Source organism: Pseudomonas graminis (assembly GCF_001705435.1).
Classification (GTDB): domain Bacteria; phylum Pseudomonadota; class Gammaproteobacteria; order Pseudomonadales; family Pseudomonadaceae; genus Aquipseudomonas; species Aquipseudomonas graminis_B.
In genome coordinates this window covers 264,597-283,357 of record NZ_MDEN01000068.1, presented here as the reverse complement: position 1 = coordinate 283,357, position 18,761 = coordinate 264,597, and the positions used below count along the sequence as shown (strand labels likewise).

Genomic DNA, 18,761 nt, shown 5'->3' with positions numbered 1-18,761 from the left:
CTCGGCCGGTTGATTCAACAAAAGGGAAGCTCTGTATTCGTACAGTAAGGAAGCCATGTGGAGCGCGTTCGCAAGCAGAAATGGACGGCGGTCGTCCTGACCGTCGGCCTGTGTCACCCGATTTTTTCCGTTGCGCTGGCAGGGGATCAAATCGATCCCGGCCTGCGCAGCATCAGCCCTTCCCGCCTGCAGGCGAAGCCCGCGGATCAGCGGAGCAAGGGCGATGGTCGTGAAGGCAGTCACAAAAGCAATGCCAAAGGCAGTTCCGGGCCCGGAGCGGTCGGGGTCAAGGAAGACAGTCAGACCCTGGGCCTCGAACAGGCCGTCCGGCTCGCCGTTGACTGGCACCCCAGCATCAGCGAAGCGATCGGCACCTTGTATCAACAGGCCGAGGGCATCAACGTGGCCGAAGCCGGTTACTACCCGCAGATCTCCGGCGGGATAAAAGGCGGCTACACCAGCGGCTATGGCAGCGACGACGGCAGCCAGTCGGTGAGCATCTCCCTCAAACAGATGCTCTACGATTTCGGCAAGGTCTCGAACGCAGTCGAGGCGGCCCGTGCCAAGGCCGCCCGCAGTCAGGCGAGCATTCTGCTGGCGATCGATCAGGTCAGCCGCGACACCGCGTTTGCCTACATCGAAGTCCAGCGCTATCAGCGTCTGGTGGACATCGCCCGGGAGCAGATTCGCGGCATCGGCGATATCGTCGAGCTGGCCAGGCAGCGCAGCGACATGGGCGCGAGCACCCGTTCCGACGTAGTTCAGGCGCAGTCCCGCGCCGAGGGCGGCATGGCGACGCTGCAAGAGTACAAAGCGTTGTATGCACGCTGGCAGTCGACGCTGACCAACCTGCTCGGTCGGCAGACCCCGCCCCAGGTCAGCAGCACCTTCAGCGCCTCGATGACCGACGCCTGCACCGCCCCCATCAGCACAGACGCCCTCCCCGCCGTGCTGCAAGCCGCCGCCCAGCGCACCCAGGCCCAGGCCGAACTGGCCCAGGCCAGGGCCGAAGCCTACCCGACGCTGTCACTGCAGCCCTCGGTCAACCAGTTTCTGGACGATCATTACGACGACCAGAACTCAACGATCAATCGGACCCAGGCGGGGATTTTTCTCAACCTGGAAGTGCCGATCTATCAGGGTGGCGCCACCAGCGCCCGCAGCCGCGCCGCCAACTACGCCCTGACCGCCGCTGACTCCGCCGAGGACGCCGCACGCCTGCAGGCGCGGCAAGGGCTGGGCGAGGCGCAGGCGCAGACGTCCGGCCTGACGCGCCGGCTCAGCTCGCTGGAATCCCGGCAGACCAGCATCACCGAAGCCCGCGAGCTGTACGGGCGGCAGTACCTGGAACTGGGCACCCGGCCGCTGCTCGACCTGCTCAACGCCGAGCAGGAAATCCACCAGTCGCGCTTCGACCTGGCCAACACCCAGGCTGACCTGCGCCGTCTGCAGATCGATTGCCTGTACAACAGCGGTGCGCTGCGCCGCGCGTTCGGCATCGATCACAGCACCATCCAGCACGTGGAGATCCTGCCATGACCGAGACCGTCGTCATTCCCGAAGCGCCCGCGGCAGGCCCTGATCGTCCGGACTACGCGCCGTGGCTGGAGGCCATCCTCACCGTCGCCCGGCATTACCGCCTCGACGTGTCACCGGAAAGCATCCGCCTGGCCTCGGCCAATAGCGAGGGCCGAGTCGAAGAAGTGGTCCGCTACATGGCGCGGCAGGCGGGCTTGAGCGTCAAGTTCGCCCGTTACGACCGCAAAAGCCTGTCCCGCTGGCGCACGCCGCTGCTGGTGCAACTGCGCGACGGCCAGGTCGGCGTGATCGAAAGCGTCAGCGAGCAAGGCGAACTGGGCATCGCCTACAGCGGCGACCAGGGCCTGCAGAGCCGCATCGACCCGGCCGTCCTCGCCGAGCACGCCCTGCGCACGGTGGTCCTGCGGCCGATTCAGCCCCTCAGCGACGTGCGCACCGACGACTACATCAAGCCCTACGACGAGCATTGGTTCCGGCGCATCGTGCTCAGCGACCTGCGCCCCTACCGCCAGGTCATGCTGGCGTCGCTGGTCGCCAACCTGCTGGGCATGGCGGGCGTGCTGTTCTCCATGCAGGTCTACGACCGGGTGATTCCGGCCGAATCCCTGCCGACCCTGTACGTGCTGTTTGGCGGCGTGATGCTGGCGCTGGTGTTCGACTTCGTCATGCGCATCATGCGTCTGCGCATCACCGACGTGATGGGCAAGCGCGCCGATCTGCGGGTCTCGGACCTGATCTTCGGCCACGCCCTGCGCTTGCGTAACTCGGCGCGGCCGAAATCCACCGGCTCGTTCATTTCGCAGCTGCGCGAGCTGGAGCAGATCCGCGACCTGATCACCTCCAGCACCGCGACGGCGCTGGCGGACATGCCGTTTTTCTTTCTGTTTTTGCTGGTGTTCTACCTGATTGGCGGGCCACTGGTGTTGATCCCTTTGGTCGCGCTGGTGGCGATGGTGCTGCCCGGCGTCCTTGCCCAACGCAAGCTGGCGCGGCTGGCCAATGCCTCAATGCGCGAAGCCGCACTGCGCAACGCCATGCTGGTGGAAACCGTGCAGGGCATGGACGACATCAAGGCGCTGCAGGCCGAGCAACGTTTCCAGCAGCAGTGGAATCACTACAACGCCGCGTCGGCCGACAGCAGCCTGAAACTGCGCTCGCTGACCAACAGCCTGGTGGCCTGGACCCAGAACGTGCAGGGCGCGGTGTTTGCCGTGGTCATCGTGTTCGGTGCGCCCATGGTGATTGCCGGCGACCTCACCACCGGCAGCCTGGTGGCCGCCTCGATGCTGGCCTCGCGGATGATGGCGCCAATGGCGCAGCTGACCCACGTGCTGACCCGCTGGCAGCAGGCGAAGGTTGCGCTGCAAGGGCTCAACCGGCTGATGCAGATGCCTGTCGATCACCCCGAAGGCAGTCAGCGCGTGCATGTGCCCGCCATTCGTGGTGACTACGTGTTGCGTCAGGCCGGCTTCAAGCACAGCGAAGAGGCCGCGCCTGCCCTGAGCGGCATCAACCTGAACATTCGGCCGGGCGAGCGCGTCGCCATTCTCGGGCGCAATGGCGCAGGCAAGTCCACGCTGCTGCAGGCGCTGGCAGGCTCGATGGATTTGTCCAGTGGCGAAACCACCCTGGACGGCATTGCGCTGGCCCACCTTGATCCGGCCGACCTGCGCCGGGACGTCGGGCTGATGTCCCAGCAGGCGCGGCTGTTTCACGGCACGCTGCGGGACAACCTCACCCTCGGCGCCGGGCAGGCCAGCGATCAGGAGATCATCGCCGCCCTGTCGGTGACCGGCGCGCTGGAATTTGTCCGCCAGTTGCCCAAGGGCATGGACCACCTGATTCTTGAAGGCGGCCTGGGGTTGTCCGGCGGTCAGCGTCAGAGCCTGCTGCTCTCACGCCTGTTGATTCGTCAGCCCCAGGTGCTGCTGCTGGACGAACCCACCGCCTCGCTGGACGACATTACCGAACGCCAGTTGCTGGAAAAACTCTCGACCTGGTGTCAGGGCCGCACCCTGATCGTCGCCACCCACCGGGTCAGCCTGCTGCAACTGGTGGAACGGATCATCGTGCTGGACAACGGCCGCATCGTCATCGATGACCACCGCGACGCCGCCCTCACCCGACTCAGACAGCCGCAAGGAGCGCAGGCATGAACGCACTGACCACGGAGCAAACCCCACGGCTTGGCGATCAAGTCACGTACCTCGACGGCCAGGATGAACGCAGCATCACCGGGAGCGTGCGGGTGATCTGGACGTGCGCGCTGATGCTCGCGTGTTTCCTTGCCTGGGCGGCCTGGTTTCAGGTGGTGGAAGTGTCTACCGGCACCGGCAAGGTGGTGCCCAGTTCCAGGGAGCAGCTGATTCAGTCCATGGAGGGCGGGATCATCAAGGAGCTGAACGTCAGCGAAGGCACGCTGGTGGAGCGCGGCCAGGTGCTGGCGCAGCTCGATGCGGTGAAGAGTGAGTCGAACGTCGGCGAGAGCGAGGCGAAGTACCGGGCGGCGCTGGCCAGCGTCAACCGGCTGCAGGCCGAAGTCAGCGAGAAGCCGCTGACGTTCGATGCGTCGCTGGACAAGTACCCGGAGCTGCGTCGCGCCGAAACCGACTTGTTCAACGCCCGGCGCAGGGGCCTCGGCGAAACCCTCACCGGCATCGAGAGCTCGCTGAAGCTGGTGCGCAGCGAACTGGCGATCACCGAGAATCTGGCGAAAATCGGAGCGTCGAGCCGGGTCGAAGTGCTGCGCCTGAACCGCCAGCGCTCCGAGCTTGAGCTCAAGGCCACCGAGGCGCGTTCCGAATACATGGTGCATGCCCGCGAGGACCTGGCCAAAGCCAATGCCGAGGCGCAGATGCTGTCAGCGGTGATCCGCGGCCGCAGCGACTCGCTGTCTCGCCTGACCTTGCGCTCGCCGGTGCGCGGCATCGTCAAGGACATCGAAGTCAGCACCATCGGCGGGGTCGTGCCGCCCAACGGACAGCTGATGCAGATCGTCCCGCTGGATGAGCAACTGCTGATCGAAACGCGCATCTCGCCCCGGGACATCGCGTTCATCCACCCCGAGCAGCAGGCCAAGGTGAAAATCACGGCCTATGACTATTCGATTTACGGCAGCCTCGACGGCAAGGTGGTGACCATCTCGCCGGACACGATTCAGGATGAGGTGAAGCCGGAAATCTTCTACTACCGCGTGTACATCCGCACGGACTCGGACGTACTGCGCAACAAGGCCGGCAAGAGCTTTGCCATCGTCCCCGGAATGATCGCCACGGTGGACATCCGCACCGGTGAAAAAACCGTGCTGGATTACCTCATCAAACCCCTCAACCGCGCCCGCGAAGCGTTGCGTGAGCGTTGATCAGTTGACCGCGAGGTGGGTCGGCGCTGGCGTGGCCGGCTTGGCCTGAGCCATGTAACGGGTCCACTCGCGGTTGATTTCGTTGTACGGCATGAAAATACTGATCCGTGGCTGGTTGGCCAGGTCCGGGCGCTTGATCTTGGCCAGGTCGCTGGAGGTCAGCAATGCCACGGTGATCCCCACCACCTTGCCGTCTGCCGCGAACACCGGGCCGCCCGACATGCCCTTGGCCACCGGGCCATCATGGGTGCCGTACATCACGTTGCCCTCTTTGGCGTCCAGGCGAATCATCGCCGGCAGGGCGCGGCCTGTGCCTTTCACCGACATGTAGGCGGAGTTGTAGCCCACTGAGGTGAGTTCTTCACCCGGCTGGTACGAGCGCCACATCGGAACGGAATCGGCCTTGTGCTTGAAGAACTGTACGTCGCCTTGCCCCTGGAATACCGCTCCGGAGATGTAAGGGATGTGCTTGACGGTGACGGCGTAATCTTCATTCCACTGGATCGCGGTGCCCATCAACAGATAGGGCAGCGGCGCACCGGAATGGACGACGAAGGCTTGGTCAAAGACAGGATCCTGGGTGAAAGCGGTGGGCATTCCGTTGCACCCGCTGATCAGCACCGAGGCTGCAACAAGTGACTTGAAGGGGCGCATTTTTTTCCGTGGGCATGAGTTGAGGGCGCAGTGAATATGTCATTGAGCCATCACTTAATCAATAGACTAAGACTACCGCCTGTCTTGTTCTGATGCATTTAATTCATTGGATCCAACCTGTTTGACTTTATCGGTCGATAGAGCCGCTCGATTAATCACTCATTTGAATAAACTTCAAAAAACCAGGGATTTTTCTGAATTAATTGTGTCAGGGTCCTATCTGATGCAGATCGGCCTGCCACTATTACGACAGCACACCACCTCTTTCGAGTGTATGCGCTGCCGTGGGTCGCAATGCCGATCGCCACAACGTCGCAACGTCACACTTCTAGCTGCCGGGACTTTTATGAGATCACGCAAGAAAACCGTCAACCCGATCGGGTTGCAAGACATCACTATTGTCGACGATGCCAAGATGCGGAAGGCCATCACTGCCGCCGCGCTGGGTAACGCAATGGAATGGTTCGACTTCGGCGTCTACGGCTTCGTGGCCTACGCACTGGGCAAGATCTTCTTCCCCGGCGCCGACCCCAGCGTGCAGATGATCGCGGCCCTCGCGACCTTTTCCGTGCCCTTCCTGATTCGCCCCATCGGCGGCGTGTTTTTCGGCGCCATCGGTGACAAGTACGGGCGACAGAAAGTCCTCGCCGCGACCATCGTCATCATGTCCTTGAGTACCTTTGCCATCGGACTGATTCCCTCGTATGAATCGATTGGCATCTGGGCGCCGATCCTTTTGCTGCTGGCGAAGATGGCCCAGGGCTTTTCGGTCGGAGGCGAATACACCGGCGCCTCGATCTTCGTCGCTGAATACGCGCCGGACCGCAAACGCGGGTTCCTTGGCAGCTGGCTGGATTTCGGCTCGATCGCCGGTTTTGTGCTGGGTGCCGGCGTGGTGGTGCTCATCTCGTCCGTGGTCGGCGAGGAGAAGTTCCTCGAATGGGGCTGGCGTCTGCCGTTCTTCCTCGCCCTGCCCCTGGGCATGATCGGCCTCTACCTGCGTAACGCGCTGGAAGAAACCCCGGCGTTCCAGCAGCACGTTGAAAAGCTTGAACAGGGTGACCGCGAAGGCCTGGCCCACGGCCCGAAAGTCTCGTTCAAGGAAGTCGCGACCAAGCATTGGCGCAGCCTGCTGACCTGCATCGGCGTGGTCGCGGCGACCAACGTCACGTACTACATGCTGCTCACGTACATGCCGAGCTACCTGTCCCACAACCTGCATTACAGCGAAAACCGCGGCGTCCTGATCATCGTGGCGATCATGGTCGGCATGCTGTTCGTGCAGCCGCTGATCGGTTTCCTCAGCGACAAGATCGGCCGTCGCCCCTTCATCATCGCTGGCAGCATCGCGCTGCTGGTGCTGTCGATTCCGGCGTTCAAGCTGATCAACAGCGGCCAGTTGGGCCTGATCTTCGCCGGTCTGCTATTGATCGCGGTGATCCTCAACTTTTTCATCGGTGTCATGGCGTCGACGCTGCCGGCGATGTTCCCCACCCACATCCGCTACAGCGCGCTGGCCAGTGCCTTCAACGTCTCGGTGCTGATTGCCGGCCTGACCCCGACCGTGGTCGCCTGGCTGGTTGAAACCACCCAGGACCTGTACATGCCGGCGTACTACCTGATGGTGGTGGCGGTAGTGGGCCTGATCACCGGCCTGACCATGAAAGAAACCGCGAACAAGCCTTTGCGTGGCGCCGCGCCGGCGGCGTCGGACCTCAACGAAGCCCGTGAGCTGCTGCAGGAACATCACGACAACATTGAGCAGAAGATTGAAGACATCGACACGCAGATTGCCGAGTTGCAAGCCAAGCGCGAGACGCTGGTTCAGCAGCACCCGCGTATAGGTTGATTCTGGTGGGACCGGCTTCAGCCGGGAAGAGGCCGGTTTGTACACCATCCGTGTTGTGGTGTAGCACACGACGCCGTCCCGGCTAACGCCAGTCCCACGACCCCTGCCGTTCGCGGTCATTTGAAGAATTTGTCGGAACCGCTGCGCCCCTCTCCCGGTCAGGTCTTGCATGAGTATTCAACCGCTGCTGTGCAGACACAGACAGCCGGACAGAGAACTGAAAGGCAGCCTTCCCCATGACCGACATCCTCGACCACCTGCCCCCCGTACTGCGACCGCAAAGCGAGCGCATCCTGGCTGATATCCATGCGTCGGGCTCGACCATCGACGCGGTCAAGAACGGCGCTCAGGCCAACGGCTTCGTGCTCGGGCTGCGGTGCTGCGGCGGCATTGACGCGCAGCAGGCCGATGCGCTTTCCGAGTTCTACGACAAGGTCGTGGAATGCCGGTTGAAGCGGCTGACACTCGGGCTGTCCTGAACCGCTTTTATGCCCCGGCCTGAACGCCGGGCGCTTCCCCTTTTATTTTTAGTCATTGTCAGCGGATGACCTGTTGACCAACGGAGCCTCACCATGCGATCCAATACCTCCTTCCTTTTCGACCTCGACGGCACCCTGACCGATAGCGTTTATCAGAACGTCACGGCATGGAAGGAAGCCCTTGATTCAGAGAACATTCCACTGGCGATGTGGCGCATCCACCGCAAGATCGGTATGAGCGGCGGCTTGATGCTGAAGATGCTGTCCCGTGAAACCGGGATGGAGATCACTGAGGCGCAGGCTGAGCGGTTGAGTGAAAGGCACGCTGAGGCGTATGAGAGGACTCAGGATCAGATCATTGCGCTGCCGGGCGCCGTGGAGTTGTTGAAGACGCTGGACGATGAGGGTTTTCCCTGGTGCATCGCGACCAGTGGGGAGATGTCCACGGCGCGGATCAATCTGAAGGCGTTGGGGCTGGAGCCGGAGCAGATCAATCTGATCACGCGGGATGATGTGAAGAATGGCAAGCCGGACCCGGATTTGTTTGTGACGGCGGCGAAGAAGATTGAGGCGAGGATCGAGGATTGTCTGGTGGTGGGTGATGCGATCTGGGATATGTTGGCGGCGCGGCGGTGCAAGGCGACGGGGATCGGGCTGTTGTCGGGCGGGTATGACGTGAGCGAGTTGGAGCGCGCCGGGGCGTTGCGGGTGTATGAGGATCCGCTGGCGTTGCTGAACCACCTCGATGAGATCGCTACGCGCGAGTAGCTTTGCAGCTTTTTTTAAGGTAAAGATCAAGATCAAGGGCGTCTGCCTGGGGGCAGACGTTTCGCCTTCGGCGACTTACTTTTGAAAAGCACCAAAAGTAAGCAAAAGTGCCTGCTCCTGGTTGGGCCCGACTTCGTCGGGTTCCTTCACTCCGGTCTCGCTCCGTGGGCCCGCTGCCATCCGCCATCCATGGCGGGGGGCAGCTCTCGCCGCATCCATGCGGCTCGGCCCACTGCGCGAGACCTGCGTTCAGCCTGCACCCAAGTCGCGATTGGCGGTGACTGACCCTTCCCTGTATGAAGATCAAAAGCAGAGCAAACGCGTTCTTGGTAGGACTGGCTTTAGCCGGGAAGACGCCAGTGCCGGCGCCATCAATTTTCAGCGCATAGGGGACTGATTTATTTACAGCGCTTCACCGTAAATTAATCTGTCCCCGGGACAACGCTAACGTCTTTTGCCTCCACTGATCGCTCCGCGTCCGCGTCTGTACTCGATCCGGGATAAGGCGAGGGGTTTTATTCGCCAGCCTTATAAACCGGATAGTCGATATAGCCCACTTCGGTCCCGCCATACAACGTGGCCGGGTTGACGGGGTTGAGGGGCCAGCCGTTGGCGATGCGTGCGGGCAGGTCGGGGTTGGCGATGAAGGGGCGGCCGAAGGCGATGAGGTCGGCGAGGCCGGCGTCGATCAGGCGGTTGCCGCGTTCGGCGGTGTAGCGGCCGGCGTACATGATGCGTCCGCTGAAGGCGTCGCGGATGGCTTTGCGGAAGGTCTCCGGCAGTTCAGGGGCGTTGTCCCAGTCGGCTTCGGCGATGGAGACGTAGGCGACGCCGGCGTTTTCCAGAACCTTGATGGCTTCGACGTAGGTGTGATGCGGATCGCTTTCCACCAGGCCGATGTAGACGCGTTCTTCGTCGGTGCTGGCGAACAGCGGTGAGAAGCGCACGCCCAGACGATCCCCGCCAACGGCTTCGGCGACGGCAGTGACGATCTCGCGCAGGAAGCGCAGGCGGTTCTCCAGCGAGCCGCCGTATTCGTCGTCGCGGTGGTTGGCGTGCTCGGAGATGAACTGGTTGACCAAGTAACCGTTCGCCGCGTGGATTTCCACGCCGTCAAAACCCGCTTCGATCGCGTTTTTTGCCGCCTGGGCGTACAGCTTCACCAACTCGCGGATTTCTTCCACGGTCAGTGCGCGAGGCGTCGGCGGCACCACCAGTTGCCCTGCGCCCGGCGCGGTTTCGATGAACGCCTTGGCGTTGGCCGCCGGAATAGCCGATGGGGCAACCGGCGCTTCGCCGTTGGGCTGCAACGCGTGGTCGGACACGCGCCCCACATGCCAGAGCTGGGCGAAGATGACGCCCTCTTCCGCGTGCACCGCGTCGGTCACTTTTCGCCAGCCTTCGACCTGCTCGGCGGTATAAATGCCCGGGGTCCATGCATAGCCTTGGCCGCGCGGCTCGATCTGGGTGCCTTCGGTGATCATGAAACCGGCGGACGCACGCTGCTGGTAGTACGTCGCCATCAGGTCCGAGGCGATATCGCCCGGTTGCAGGCTTCTCTGGCGGGTCAAGGGCGGGAAGGCAATGCGGTTTTTCAGGACGTGCCGCCCGAGGTTGACGTGAGTGAGCAGGGGTTGCGTAGCCATGGGTGAAACTCCGTTCAAGGCGTTCAAAGGTGTGACCAGACTGAATGGCGTAGACCAGTCGTCTAGTGGATGGCCGGGAGTCTAAAGCGCACCCGCAGCGCCGGCAATGTCAGATCCGCAATGATTCCGGACATTGATTACGGACTGGCGGACTCGCAGAATCTTGCGCTTTGCGTATCCCCGGTGGGCCCGGCGCTGACATCGACTGTAGGACCGGCTTCAGCCGGGAAAGCGCCAGAAGCCACGCCGCAAAATCGCGGCTGCTCGCACCGGCCCCTTCCCGGCTAAAGCCAGTCCCACTAAAAACACCGCGCGCATTCAGTGGGACGATCGCCCGCACTGAACAGGCAGCACGTCAACCAACGCCCATCATTCACATCCTTCCGCACAATCCCCTAGAATGCCGCCTGGTTTCAGGCTCGTGCCCCCTGGGCTGGCAGTGGCGGTAACAGAAAGGCGATCAAGGCATGCCCGACATTTCCAGGCAAAGAACAGTGGCAGTGGTGCTGTTCACCGACGTGCTCATGCTCGACGTGACCGGCCCGATGGACGTCTTTTCGATTTCCAATCGACTGCTGGCACCGGAAGAACAGTACCGATTGATCACGGTGGCCGAGCGCCCGCTGCTCATCCGCAGCTCCTGCGGGCTCAAGGTCCAGGCGGATGTGGCGCTGGACGATCTGCCGGCCGACATCGATCTGCTGCTGGTCCCCGGCGGGCCGGGCGCGTACGGCGTCGGCCATCCTCAGCTCACCGCCTGGCTACCCGCCGCCGCCCAGGGCGCCCGGCGTTTCGGGGCGATCTGCACCGGTGCGTTTCTGCTGGGGGACGCTGGCTTGCTGGACGGCTATCGCTGCACCACCCACTGGAACTACGTCGAGCGACTCGCCCGGCGCTTCCCCGCCACCCGGGTCGAAACCGAGCAAATCTACGTCGTCGACCGCAACCTGATCACCTCCGGTGGCATTACCGCCGGGATCGACATGGCCCTGGCCATCGTCGCCGAAGACCACGGCAAGGAGATCGCCCTCGAAGTCGCCAAAGTGCTGCTGGTGGTGATGAAGCGTCAGGGCGGGCAAACGCCCTACGGCCCCCTGCTGGCGGCGGTGCCCCGGGATGACAGCGCGATCGCCCGGGTGCAGGCCTACGTCGTCGATCACATCGATGAGGCGTACACCGTGCAGCGCATGGCCGACCTGGCAGCGATGAGTCCGCGCAATTTCGCCCGGGCGTTTCAGCGCGAAGCCAGTCTGACGCCCATGCAATTCCTGCTCAACGCGCGCATCGATCATTCACGCAAACTGCTCGAAGGCAGTGACCTGCCGCTCAAGGTGGTGGCCAGTCGCTGCGGCTTCGGCAGCGCGCGGCACATGCGCAAGGCATTCAATGAGCGCATCGGCGTGACGCCCGGCCAATACCGTCAGCAGTTCGGCGGCGACTGAACGAGTGCGCGTCTCCATCCTCTGATCTTCAAGGGCGGCCGTTGCGCCGCCCGCTCGCCAACAAGCTCGCAGACACGCACACTGCGGCGCTTGTCTGACACACACCGCTCAACAGCTGGAAGGACTTGCCCATGACCACCCACACCGAAACCGCGCTGCTTGCCGGAGGCTGCTTCTGGGGCATGCAGGACTTGCTGCGCCGCTACCCCGGCGTCGTCTCGACCCGCGTCGGCTACTCCGGTGGCGACGTCGACAACGCCACCTATCGCAACCACGGCACCCACGCCGAAGCCATCGAAATCGTCTTCGATCCCGAACAGATTTCCTACCGTCAGATCCTGGAATTCTTCTTCCAGATTCATGACCCGTCGACCCCGAATCGCCAGGGCAATGACCGGGGCGTGAGCTATCGCTCGGCGATTTTCTACCTCAACGACCAGCAAAAAGCCGTGGCGCTGGACACCGTGGCCGATGTCGATGCGTCGGGCCTTTGGCCGGGCAAAGTCGTCACCGAAATCGCCCCGGCCGGACCGTTCTGGGAAGCCGAGCCGGAGCATCAGGACTACCTGGAGCGCATTCCCAACGGCTACACCTGCCACTTTATTCGCGCTGGCTGGAAACTGCCGCACCGCGAAACTTCAACCACGGCCTGATCGACACGGACTGTTCCCCCGGACCGCCTTGCCAGAGCGGTCCAAGGGGGATACGGTTGCCGTGGCACGGCCCGAATCCATCGGACCCAAGTGCATAAACTAATAACTAAACGATATTTATCTAATCTTTTTTAGACTCTTATGATTCGCGGCTTCCGCTCTCCTGCCCCCACTGACGCCACGAGTCCGCCATGCCCTTCCCTCGCACAATCGCTGGAAAATCCCTGTCATTGTCAGCCGCACTCGGCTCCGCCCTGCTGCTGAATGCCGTGGTTTCGTTCTCCGCCGTCGCCGACCTGCTGGAAAAGGGCCGCACTCAGGGCCTGACCGCCGGCATCGCCAACGAGCAGCCCTATGCCTACGTGGGCACCGACGGGAACATCGTCGGCGCCAACGTCGAGATCCTCCGGGCCATTCTCGAACCGCTGGGCATCAGCAAGGTTGAACTGCCCATCACCGAGTTCGGCTCGCTGGTGCCGGGCCTCGCGGCAGGTCGTTTCGATCTGATCGGTGCCGGCCTGTTCATCAACCCGGCACGCTGCAAAGTGATTGGCTATTCCAACCCGGTCACCCGTTCCGGCGGTGCGTTTCTGGTCAAGGCCGGCAACCCGCTGAAGCTGCACAGCCTCAAGGACGTCGCGGCCAACGGCAAGGCGCGGCTGGCGACCCAGCCCGGCAGCAATCAGGTGCAGGAAGCCAAGGACAGCGGCATCAGCAATGGCAACGTGGTGCTCTTCGACAAAGACACCGAAGCCCTCGCCGCGCTGCAGGCCGATCGCGTCGACGTGGTGTACTTCCCGGATGCCGAGATCATCGGCCTGCTGAAAAAAGCCGAAGGCACGCCGGTTGAACGCGCGCTGCCATTCGAGCAGATCCCGGACGCCGACGGCAAACCGACCTGGAATTACCACGCCTACGGCCTGCCGAAAAACGATCCGGCGTTCACCCAGGCGTTCAACGAGCAACTGGCGAAACTGCGCGCTTCCGGTGACCTGCTGAAGATCCTGCAGAAGTACGGCTACACCGAAAACGAACTGCCGCCCGCCGACGTCACCGCCGAGCAACGCTGCAACCGCTGATGTTGATCCCGGTGCCGATGCCGATGCCGATGCCGATGCCGACGATGATGCCTCCGCTGATGCCTGCGCCATTGTAGGACCGGCTTCAGCCGGGAAGCTTCTCGATCCTTCACCCGCGACATGACGGCCCCAGCCCATACGAGTACGGCCCATGCTTTTTGATGCTTCCACCCTGGACACCGCGCGCTTCATCGCTCGCCAGTTGGCCAACGGCGCACTGGTCACCCTGGAAATCACCTTCTTCGCCCAAGTCGTTGTGGTGGTGATGTCGTTTGTCATCGCGCTGATGCGCCTGTCGCCATGGCGCGCGCTGCGCTGGATCGCGACGGTCTACGTCGAAATCCTGCGGGGCATTTCCGCCCTGGTGCTGCTGTTCTACCTGTTCTTCATCCTGCCGCTGTTTGGCATCACCCTGGCGCCGATGACCACCGGCATTCTCGGCCTGGGCCTGACCTTCTCCGCCTATGGTTCGGAAATCGTCCGCTCGGCCCTGAGCAATGTCGCCCGGGGCCAGCGGGACGCGATCAAAGCCCTGGACTTCGACGCGATCACGGCGTTTCGCCGAATCATCCTGCCCCAGGCCCTGCCCTTCATGCTGCCGCCCATGGGCAATCAACTGGTCGAGCTGCTGAAGACCACGTCGCTGGTGTCACTGATCACCCTCAGCGACCTGACGTTTTCCGGCGGTCAGCTGATCACCACCCTGGGCCAGCAGACGCTGATCTGGAGCATCGTGCTGGTGTGTTATTTCGTCATGGCCTGGCCGCTCAGTTGGCTGGTCAAGCGCTATGAGCGGCGGGTCACCCACTGGCGTCGCGGGGTGGCCCCATGAACTTCGATTACGCCTTCGCCTGGTCCATCGTCCCCGATCTGTTTCAGGGGCTGCTGGTGACGCTGCAAGTGGTGATCCTGGGGTTTCTGCTGGCGGTGCTGCTCGGTCTGCTGCTGGCCATCGCCCAGCGCTCGAACAACGCGCTGGTGCAACGGCTGAGCGCCGGCTACCTGAGTTTTTTTCGGCACACCCCGCTAATGGTGCAGCTCTACGTGCTGTTTTTCGCCCTGCCCCTGGCCGGCCTGACCCTGCCGGCGATTTCCACCGGGGTGATCGGGCTCGGCCTGTATTACGCGGCCTACATTGCCGAAGCCTTTCGCGGGGCCATCGAAGGCGTGCCGGCCGGACAATGGGAAGCGGCCAAGGCGCTGGATTTCGACGGCGCCACCACGTGGCGGCGGATCGTCTTGCCCCAGGCCCTCAAACCGATGCTGCCAGTGCTGGGCAATTACCTGATCGGCATGTTCAAGGAAACCCCGCTGCTGGCGGTGATCACGATTCCCGAGCTGTTCCAGGCGGCCAAGCAGATCGCCGGCATGACGTACCGCTACAACGAGCCCTACACGGTGATGGCGCTGATGTTCCTGGCGATCAGCGTGCCGACCTCCCTGTTGTTCAAATATTTCGAGAGGCGCAGCCATGTCTGATCTCGCACACGCTCTGCCCGGCGCATCGCCGCAGATCATCCTCAAGCAAGTGGTGAAAAACTTTGGCGCGACCCGGGTCATCGATCACCTCGACCTGAGCATCCCCGCCGGCCAGAAAGTCGCCCTGATCGGCCCCAGCGGTTCGGGCAAATCCACGGTGCTGCGCCTGATCAAAGGCCTGGAGGCCTATCAGCACGGCAGTATCGAGGTGGCCGGCTCGCCGGTGCCGGCCAAATCCGGCGGCTGGCACTGGCCGGGTGCGAAGAAGCCGCCGGTGGTGCATCGGGTGGGCATGGTCTTTCAGCAGTTCAACCTGTTTCCGCACCTGACCGTGCAACAGAACGTCACCGAAGCCCCGCTTCAGGTCCTCAAGCTGAGCCGCGAAGAGGCTCTGGAGCGCGCCCATCAATACCTCGGGCTTGTCGGCTTGAGCCACAAGGCCGATGCCTATCCCTCGCAGCTGTCCGGCGGCCAGCAACAGCGCGTGGCCATTGCCCGGGCGCTGGCCATGCGGCCCCAAGTGATGCTGTTCGACGAGGTCACCTCTGCGCTGGACCCCGAGCTGGTCGGTGAAGTGCTGGCGGTAATTCGGGCCATCGCCCACGAGCAGCAGATGACCATGCTGCTGGTGACCCACGAAATGAAGTTCGCCCAGGACATCGCTGACCGCGTGCTGTTCATGGAGGGCGGGCGCATCGTCGCCGATGGCTCGCCGACCGAGGTACTGGTCGACCCGGACAACGAGCGCACGCGGCGCTTCCTTAATCTGGTGGAGCAGCGTTGAGCGGCTCCGGCCCCGCTTGGCACGCGGCCGAAAAAAACCCGAACTCGGCGACCGTCGACACATCCAACCCTCATACCCCACAGCGAGGATGAACCCATGAGCAACGACACCCCGGTCGACCCACGCAACGTCACCCAGCCCGACGCGCCAACCCTGGACAGCGCTGGCAAACCCGTCAACGTGGTACAGCGAGACCTCAATGACCCTGACAACGACACCCGCGCGGTGGACGAAATCATCACCCCGACCTCCATTCGGGAAAAGGAACAGGACGCCGAGGAGCTGAACAAAAAGTCAGCTGAGATCGAACGCAAGGTCGCTGACGGACGTTGATTCACTCAGGGCGGCGCCATGGCCGCCCTGCCCTCCTGAGTTTTAATCCACGCCCGGCATCATCTGCCGCGCCGCAAAATTGCTGGCGTCCACACCGGCCTCTTCCCGGCTGAAGCCAGTCCCACAAAAAGCATCCCAAGCGTCCAGTGAGACTTGCTCCCGGACTTCGCCAGCAGCCATGACCTCGACTGTAGGACCGGCTTTAGCCGGGAATGCGCCGGCAGCCGCGCCGCAAATTTGCTGGCGTCCACAATGGCCTCTTCCCGGCTGAAGCCGGTCCCACAAAAAGCATCCCAAGCGTCCAGTGAGACTTACTGCGCCTCGAGCTAGGCAGCAGCTGTGACCTCGACCGTAGGACCGGCTTTAGCCGGGAATACGCCGGCAGCCGCGCCGCAAATTTGCTGGCGTCCACAATGGTCTCGTCCCGGCTGAAGCCGGTCCTACGTGCCCAGCAGCGACCGTACCGCTTCCAGCACTGCGCTGATCTCGAACGGCTTGTCGAACACTTTGCTGAACAGGTCTGGCCGGGCGATGCCCAGATGCGACTGCGCACCGCTCATGAGCACAATCGGAATCTGCCCCAGGCTCTGATTCACGCGCACCGCTTCCGCCAGCTCGATGCCGTTCATCCCGGGCATCATGTAATCCGTAATAATCAGCTGCGGGCGCTCGCGTTCGAGAATGCCGAGGGCCTTCAGTCCGCTGCCGGCGGTGACCGTCAGGTAGCCTTCGTCTTCCAGCGCGAAGCTGAGGATGTCAGCGATGAGGTATTCATCGTCGACGATCAGAATCGTGGTCATGCAGCCCTCCGCGCCAATGAGCGATCATCGGCTCGATGACGACTTCTACGCCGTTGCATTGCCTGAATCGTCGAGGGCATGGAACGCAGCCTTTTTCACAGTCAGACCCTGCTCGCCGATCAAGACGTCCAGCAGGGCCGGGTCGTAGGGGTTATCGCGGATTTTGAGGATCGACAGTTGCCGGGTCAGCCCCGCCGTCGATTGCGCGAAGCGGATCAGCATGAGGTTGTCGACGATGCCCGACATATCAGGGGCCGGTGCGTCGATCTTGCCGCCGATCAGGCCGCGGATTTCCCAGCTTGAGACCACCGTGACGCCACGGGCGCGAAGCTCGCTCATCAGGGCGCTGAAGAGGTCGAGAATCCGCGATTGATCGCACGACGCCCGGGCCATGCCGCCGAGACTGTCGAGGAACACGCGCTTGATGCCGTGCTGCTCGACGATCCGCAGCAGGTCGAGGGCGAGTTTGTCGATCAACTCGGCGGTCGGTGATTTCCAGGCGATGTGCAGCGCACCGGCGCGTTCCAGCGCTTCAAAGTCCAGGCCGAGCGCCGCCGCCTTCACCCGAAGGCGCTGTGGCGACTCGTAGAAGCCGAACAGCAGCCCCGGTTCATCGGGCGTCGAGCGCGCGAGAAAGTTAAGGCCGAACGTGGTCTTGCCCGTGCCCGACGGGCCGAGGAGCAAGGTCACCGACGATTCCACCAGGCCACCACCGATCAGCGGGTCCAGCGTGTCGATCCCGCTGGCGACGACGCTGAACTCAGCACTGTCGCGCAGCGCCGAGTGGGTGATGGTGCTTTCAAGGCGCGGGTAGACGACCAGCCCGTTTTCGGTGATTTCGCATTCGTGGGCGCCGGGGATGGCGCCACTGCCACGGGTCTTGCGCGCCTTGATACGGCGCACGGACCGGTTGCCGACCAGCTCTTCGCCCATTTCCAGCACGCCGTCGACCATGGTGTGTTCGGGGCTGCCGTCGTCCAGCTGGGAACTGGTGAGGAAGAACACCGTGCACCCGGCGAAAGCGGCGTGGCCCTGCAGTTCGGAGATGAAGCGTTTGGTGTTGAGAGTGGATTCGGCTTTGGAGCGGGCATTGAGCAGCCCGTCGAGGATCATCACCGTGGACTTCTGGCGGACGATCTCCCGGCGCAGCAGCTTGACGACTTCATCAAGGCCGTCGTTTTCCATGGTGTCGAACGCGCTGACGAACTGGATCTGGTCGCCGACCCGGTCTTTGTCGAAGAAGCTCATGGTGGAGAGGAACTGAAACAGCCGTTCGTGGGGCTCGGCGAGCAGGGTCGCGAACAGCACGCGGCCGCCATTGCGGATGTGATTGAAACCGATCTGGTTAGCCAGAATGGTTTTTCCGGAGCCCGGTCGACCCTGAATGATGTACGAGGACCCGGCAACGAAGCCGCCCATTAGCAGCTCATCAAGCCCTTCAATTCCGCTCTGAAGGCGTTTTAGCTGATTCAAATTTGCTTCCTCCGCCACGGTATTGGCGTGGTGAATATTGCGAGTTAGGTGCGCGAATAATCGCGCATTCTTCCGTTTTTGAAGAAGCTTTCCAAGCGCAATCATCAATTTCAATGACAGATGCACACGCATTTGCCGACAGACGCAGCGATTCACCCATCCGAACGAATGATAATCACTCGGCCGGATCGGCACCGGCTTCGGGGGTGCACCCATCGGTCTCGGCCTGGGACTGCTCGCTGCGCCGCTCGGGATCGTCGGGTTTGATGGGGGCAGACAGGGGATATTCAGGGGTGTCATCCGTACCTACCGCGGGATCGTCGGCAGGCATGCAAATGAGTGATGGGCTGGAAGGATGCATGGTCGCGGGTCCATAAGGGAGGCAACCGTTGGAGCGCACTGTCGAGCCCTCGTGCGGTGCA

General features: G+C 62.7%; 18 protein-coding genes. 13 read left to right on the top strand and 5 right to left on the bottom strand.

The window, feature by feature from the left end; genetic code table 11:
- Nucleotides 1-57: 57 nt before the first annotated feature.
- From BBI10_RS21390 to BBI10_RS21380, 3 genes are read left to right on the top strand one after another with little or no spacing between them, the layout of a single operon-like run.
- Nucleotides 58-1,539, top strand: coding sequence for a TolC family outer membrane protein (locus tag BBI10_RS21390; RefSeq protein WP_065991609.1), 1,482 nt, complete (start codon nt 58-60; stop codon nt 1,537-1,539).
- Nucleotides 1,536-3,695 (top strand): type I secretion system permease/ATPase, encoded by a 2,160-nt coding sequence (locus tag BBI10_RS21385; protein WP_065991608.1) that lies wholly within the window; start codon nt 1,536-1,538, stop codon nt 3,693-3,695. Before BBI10_RS21390 ends, BBI10_RS21385 begins: the two co-directional genes overlap by 4 nt.
- Entirely contained in the window at nt 3,692-4,900 is a 1,209-nt protein-coding gene (locus BBI10_RS21380; RefSeq protein WP_065991607.1) for an HlyD family efflux transporter periplasmic adaptor subunit, read from the top strand. The genes BBI10_RS21385 and BBI10_RS21380 overlap by 4 nt, the downstream gene beginning before the upstream one ends.
- Here the strand turns inward: BBI10_RS21380 and BBI10_RS21375 are convergent, their stop codons facing one another.
- Nucleotides 4,901-5,497, bottom strand: coding sequence for a S1 family peptidase (locus tag BBI10_RS21375; RefSeq protein WP_244160408.1), 597 nt, complete (start codon nt 5,495-5,497; stop codon nt 4,901-4,903).
- 403 nt (nt 5,498-5,900) lie between these two features.
- Between BBI10_RS21375 and proP the strand changes: the two genes are divergently transcribed.
- From proP to BBI10_RS21360, 3 genes are all read left to right on the top strand, one after another.
- Nucleotides 5,901-7,403, top strand: coding sequence for a glycine betaine/L-proline transporter ProP (gene proP, locus BBI10_RS21370; protein ID WP_065991606.1), 1,503 nt, complete (start codon nt 5,901-5,903; stop codon nt 7,401-7,403).
- A 236-nt stretch (nt 7,404-7,639) separates the two neighbouring features.
- A complete protein-coding gene (locus BBI10_RS21365) occupies nt 7,640-7,882 on the top strand; it encodes a hypothetical protein (RefSeq protein ID WP_065991605.1) in 243 nt (80 codons plus the stop codon).
- 93 nt (nt 7,883-7,975) lie between these two features.
- Nucleotides 7,976-8,650 (top strand): HAD family hydrolase, encoded by a 675-nt coding sequence (locus BBI10_RS21360; protein ID WP_065991604.1) that lies wholly within the window; start codon nt 7,976-7,978, stop codon nt 8,648-8,650.
- Between the two features lie 515 nt (nt 8,651-9,165).
- On the opposite strand, the gene BBI10_RS21355 is transcribed toward BBI10_RS21360, so the two are convergent.
- Nucleotides 9,166-10,296, bottom strand: coding sequence for an alkene reductase (locus BBI10_RS21355; protein WP_065991603.1), 1,131 nt, complete (start codon nt 10,294-10,296; stop codon nt 9,166-9,168).
- 467 nt (nt 10,297-10,763) lie between these two features.
- Here BBI10_RS21355 and BBI10_RS21350 point away from each other — a divergent pair, with 467 nt between their 5' ends.
- The 7 genes from BBI10_RS21350 to BBI10_RS21320 all read left to right on the top strand — a co-directional run bounded on the left by BBI10_RS21350 (nt 10,764) and on the right by BBI10_RS21320 (nt 16,066).
- Nucleotides 10,764-11,738, top strand: a complete 975-nt coding sequence (locus BBI10_RS21350; RefSeq protein WP_065991602.1) for a GlxA family transcriptional regulator — start codon at nt 10,764-10,766, stop codon at nt 11,736-11,738.
- Nucleotides 11,739-11,869: 131 nt separating this feature from the next.
- On the top strand, nt 11,870-12,391 hold the full coding sequence (gene msrA, locus BBI10_RS21345) for a peptide-methionine (S)-S-oxide reductase MsrA (protein WP_065991601.1): 522 nt from the start codon (nt 11,870-11,872) through the stop codon (nt 12,389-12,391).
- Nucleotides 12,392-12,582: 191 nt separating this feature from the next.
- Nucleotides 12,583-13,470, top strand: coding sequence for an ectoine/hydroxyectoine ABC transporter substrate-binding protein EhuB (gene ehuB, locus BBI10_RS21340; protein ID WP_065991600.1), 888 nt, complete (start codon nt 12,583-12,585; stop codon nt 13,468-13,470).
- A gap of 151 nt (nt 13,471-13,621) precedes the next feature.
- A complete protein-coding gene (gene ehuC, locus BBI10_RS21335; RefSeq protein ID WP_065991599.1) occupies nt 13,622-14,302 on the top strand; it encodes an ectoine/hydroxyectoine ABC transporter permease subunit EhuC in 681 nt (226 codons plus the stop codon).
- Nucleotides 14,299-14,949, top strand: a complete 651-nt coding sequence (ehuD, locus tag BBI10_RS21330) for an ectoine/hydroxyectoine ABC transporter permease subunit EhuD (RefSeq protein ID WP_065991598.1) — start codon at nt 14,299-14,301, stop codon at nt 14,947-14,949. The genes ehuC and ehuD overlap by 4 nt, the downstream gene beginning before the upstream one ends.
- Nucleotides 14,942-15,733: an amino acid ABC transporter ATP-binding protein gene (locus BBI10_RS21325; protein ID WP_065991597.1), complete on the top strand. Its 792-nt coding sequence runs from the start codon at nt 14,942-14,944 to the stop codon at nt 15,731-15,733. Before ehuD ends, BBI10_RS21325 begins: the two co-directional genes overlap by 8 nt.
- Nucleotides 15,734-15,829: 96 nt before the next feature.
- Nucleotides 15,830-16,066, top strand: a complete 237-nt coding sequence (locus BBI10_RS21320) for a hypothetical protein (RefSeq protein ID WP_065991596.1) — start codon at nt 15,830-15,832, stop codon at nt 16,064-16,066.
- A 440-nt stretch (nt 16,067-16,506) separates the two neighbouring features.
- On the opposite strand, the gene BBI10_RS21315 is transcribed toward BBI10_RS21320, so the two are convergent.
- From BBI10_RS21315 to BBI10_RS21305, 3 genes are all read right to left on the bottom strand, one after another.
- The gene (locus BBI10_RS21315; protein ID WP_065991595.1) at nt 16,507-16,866 is read right to left on the bottom strand and encodes a response regulator; all 360 of its coding nucleotides are present in this window, start codon (nt 16,864-16,866) and stop codon (nt 16,507-16,509) included.
- Between the two features lie 45 nt (nt 16,867-16,911).
- Nucleotides 16,912-18,339, bottom strand: a complete 1,428-nt coding sequence (locus BBI10_RS21310; RefSeq protein ID WP_083233208.1) for an ATPase domain-containing protein — start codon at nt 18,337-18,339, stop codon at nt 16,912-16,914.
- Nucleotides 18,340-18,514: 175 nt separating this feature from the next.
- Nucleotides 18,515-18,700 (bottom strand): hypothetical protein, encoded by a 186-nt coding sequence (locus BBI10_RS21305; protein ID WP_065991593.1) that lies wholly within the window; start codon nt 18,698-18,700, stop codon nt 18,515-18,517.
- Nucleotides 18,701-18,761 lie beyond the last annotated feature (61 nt).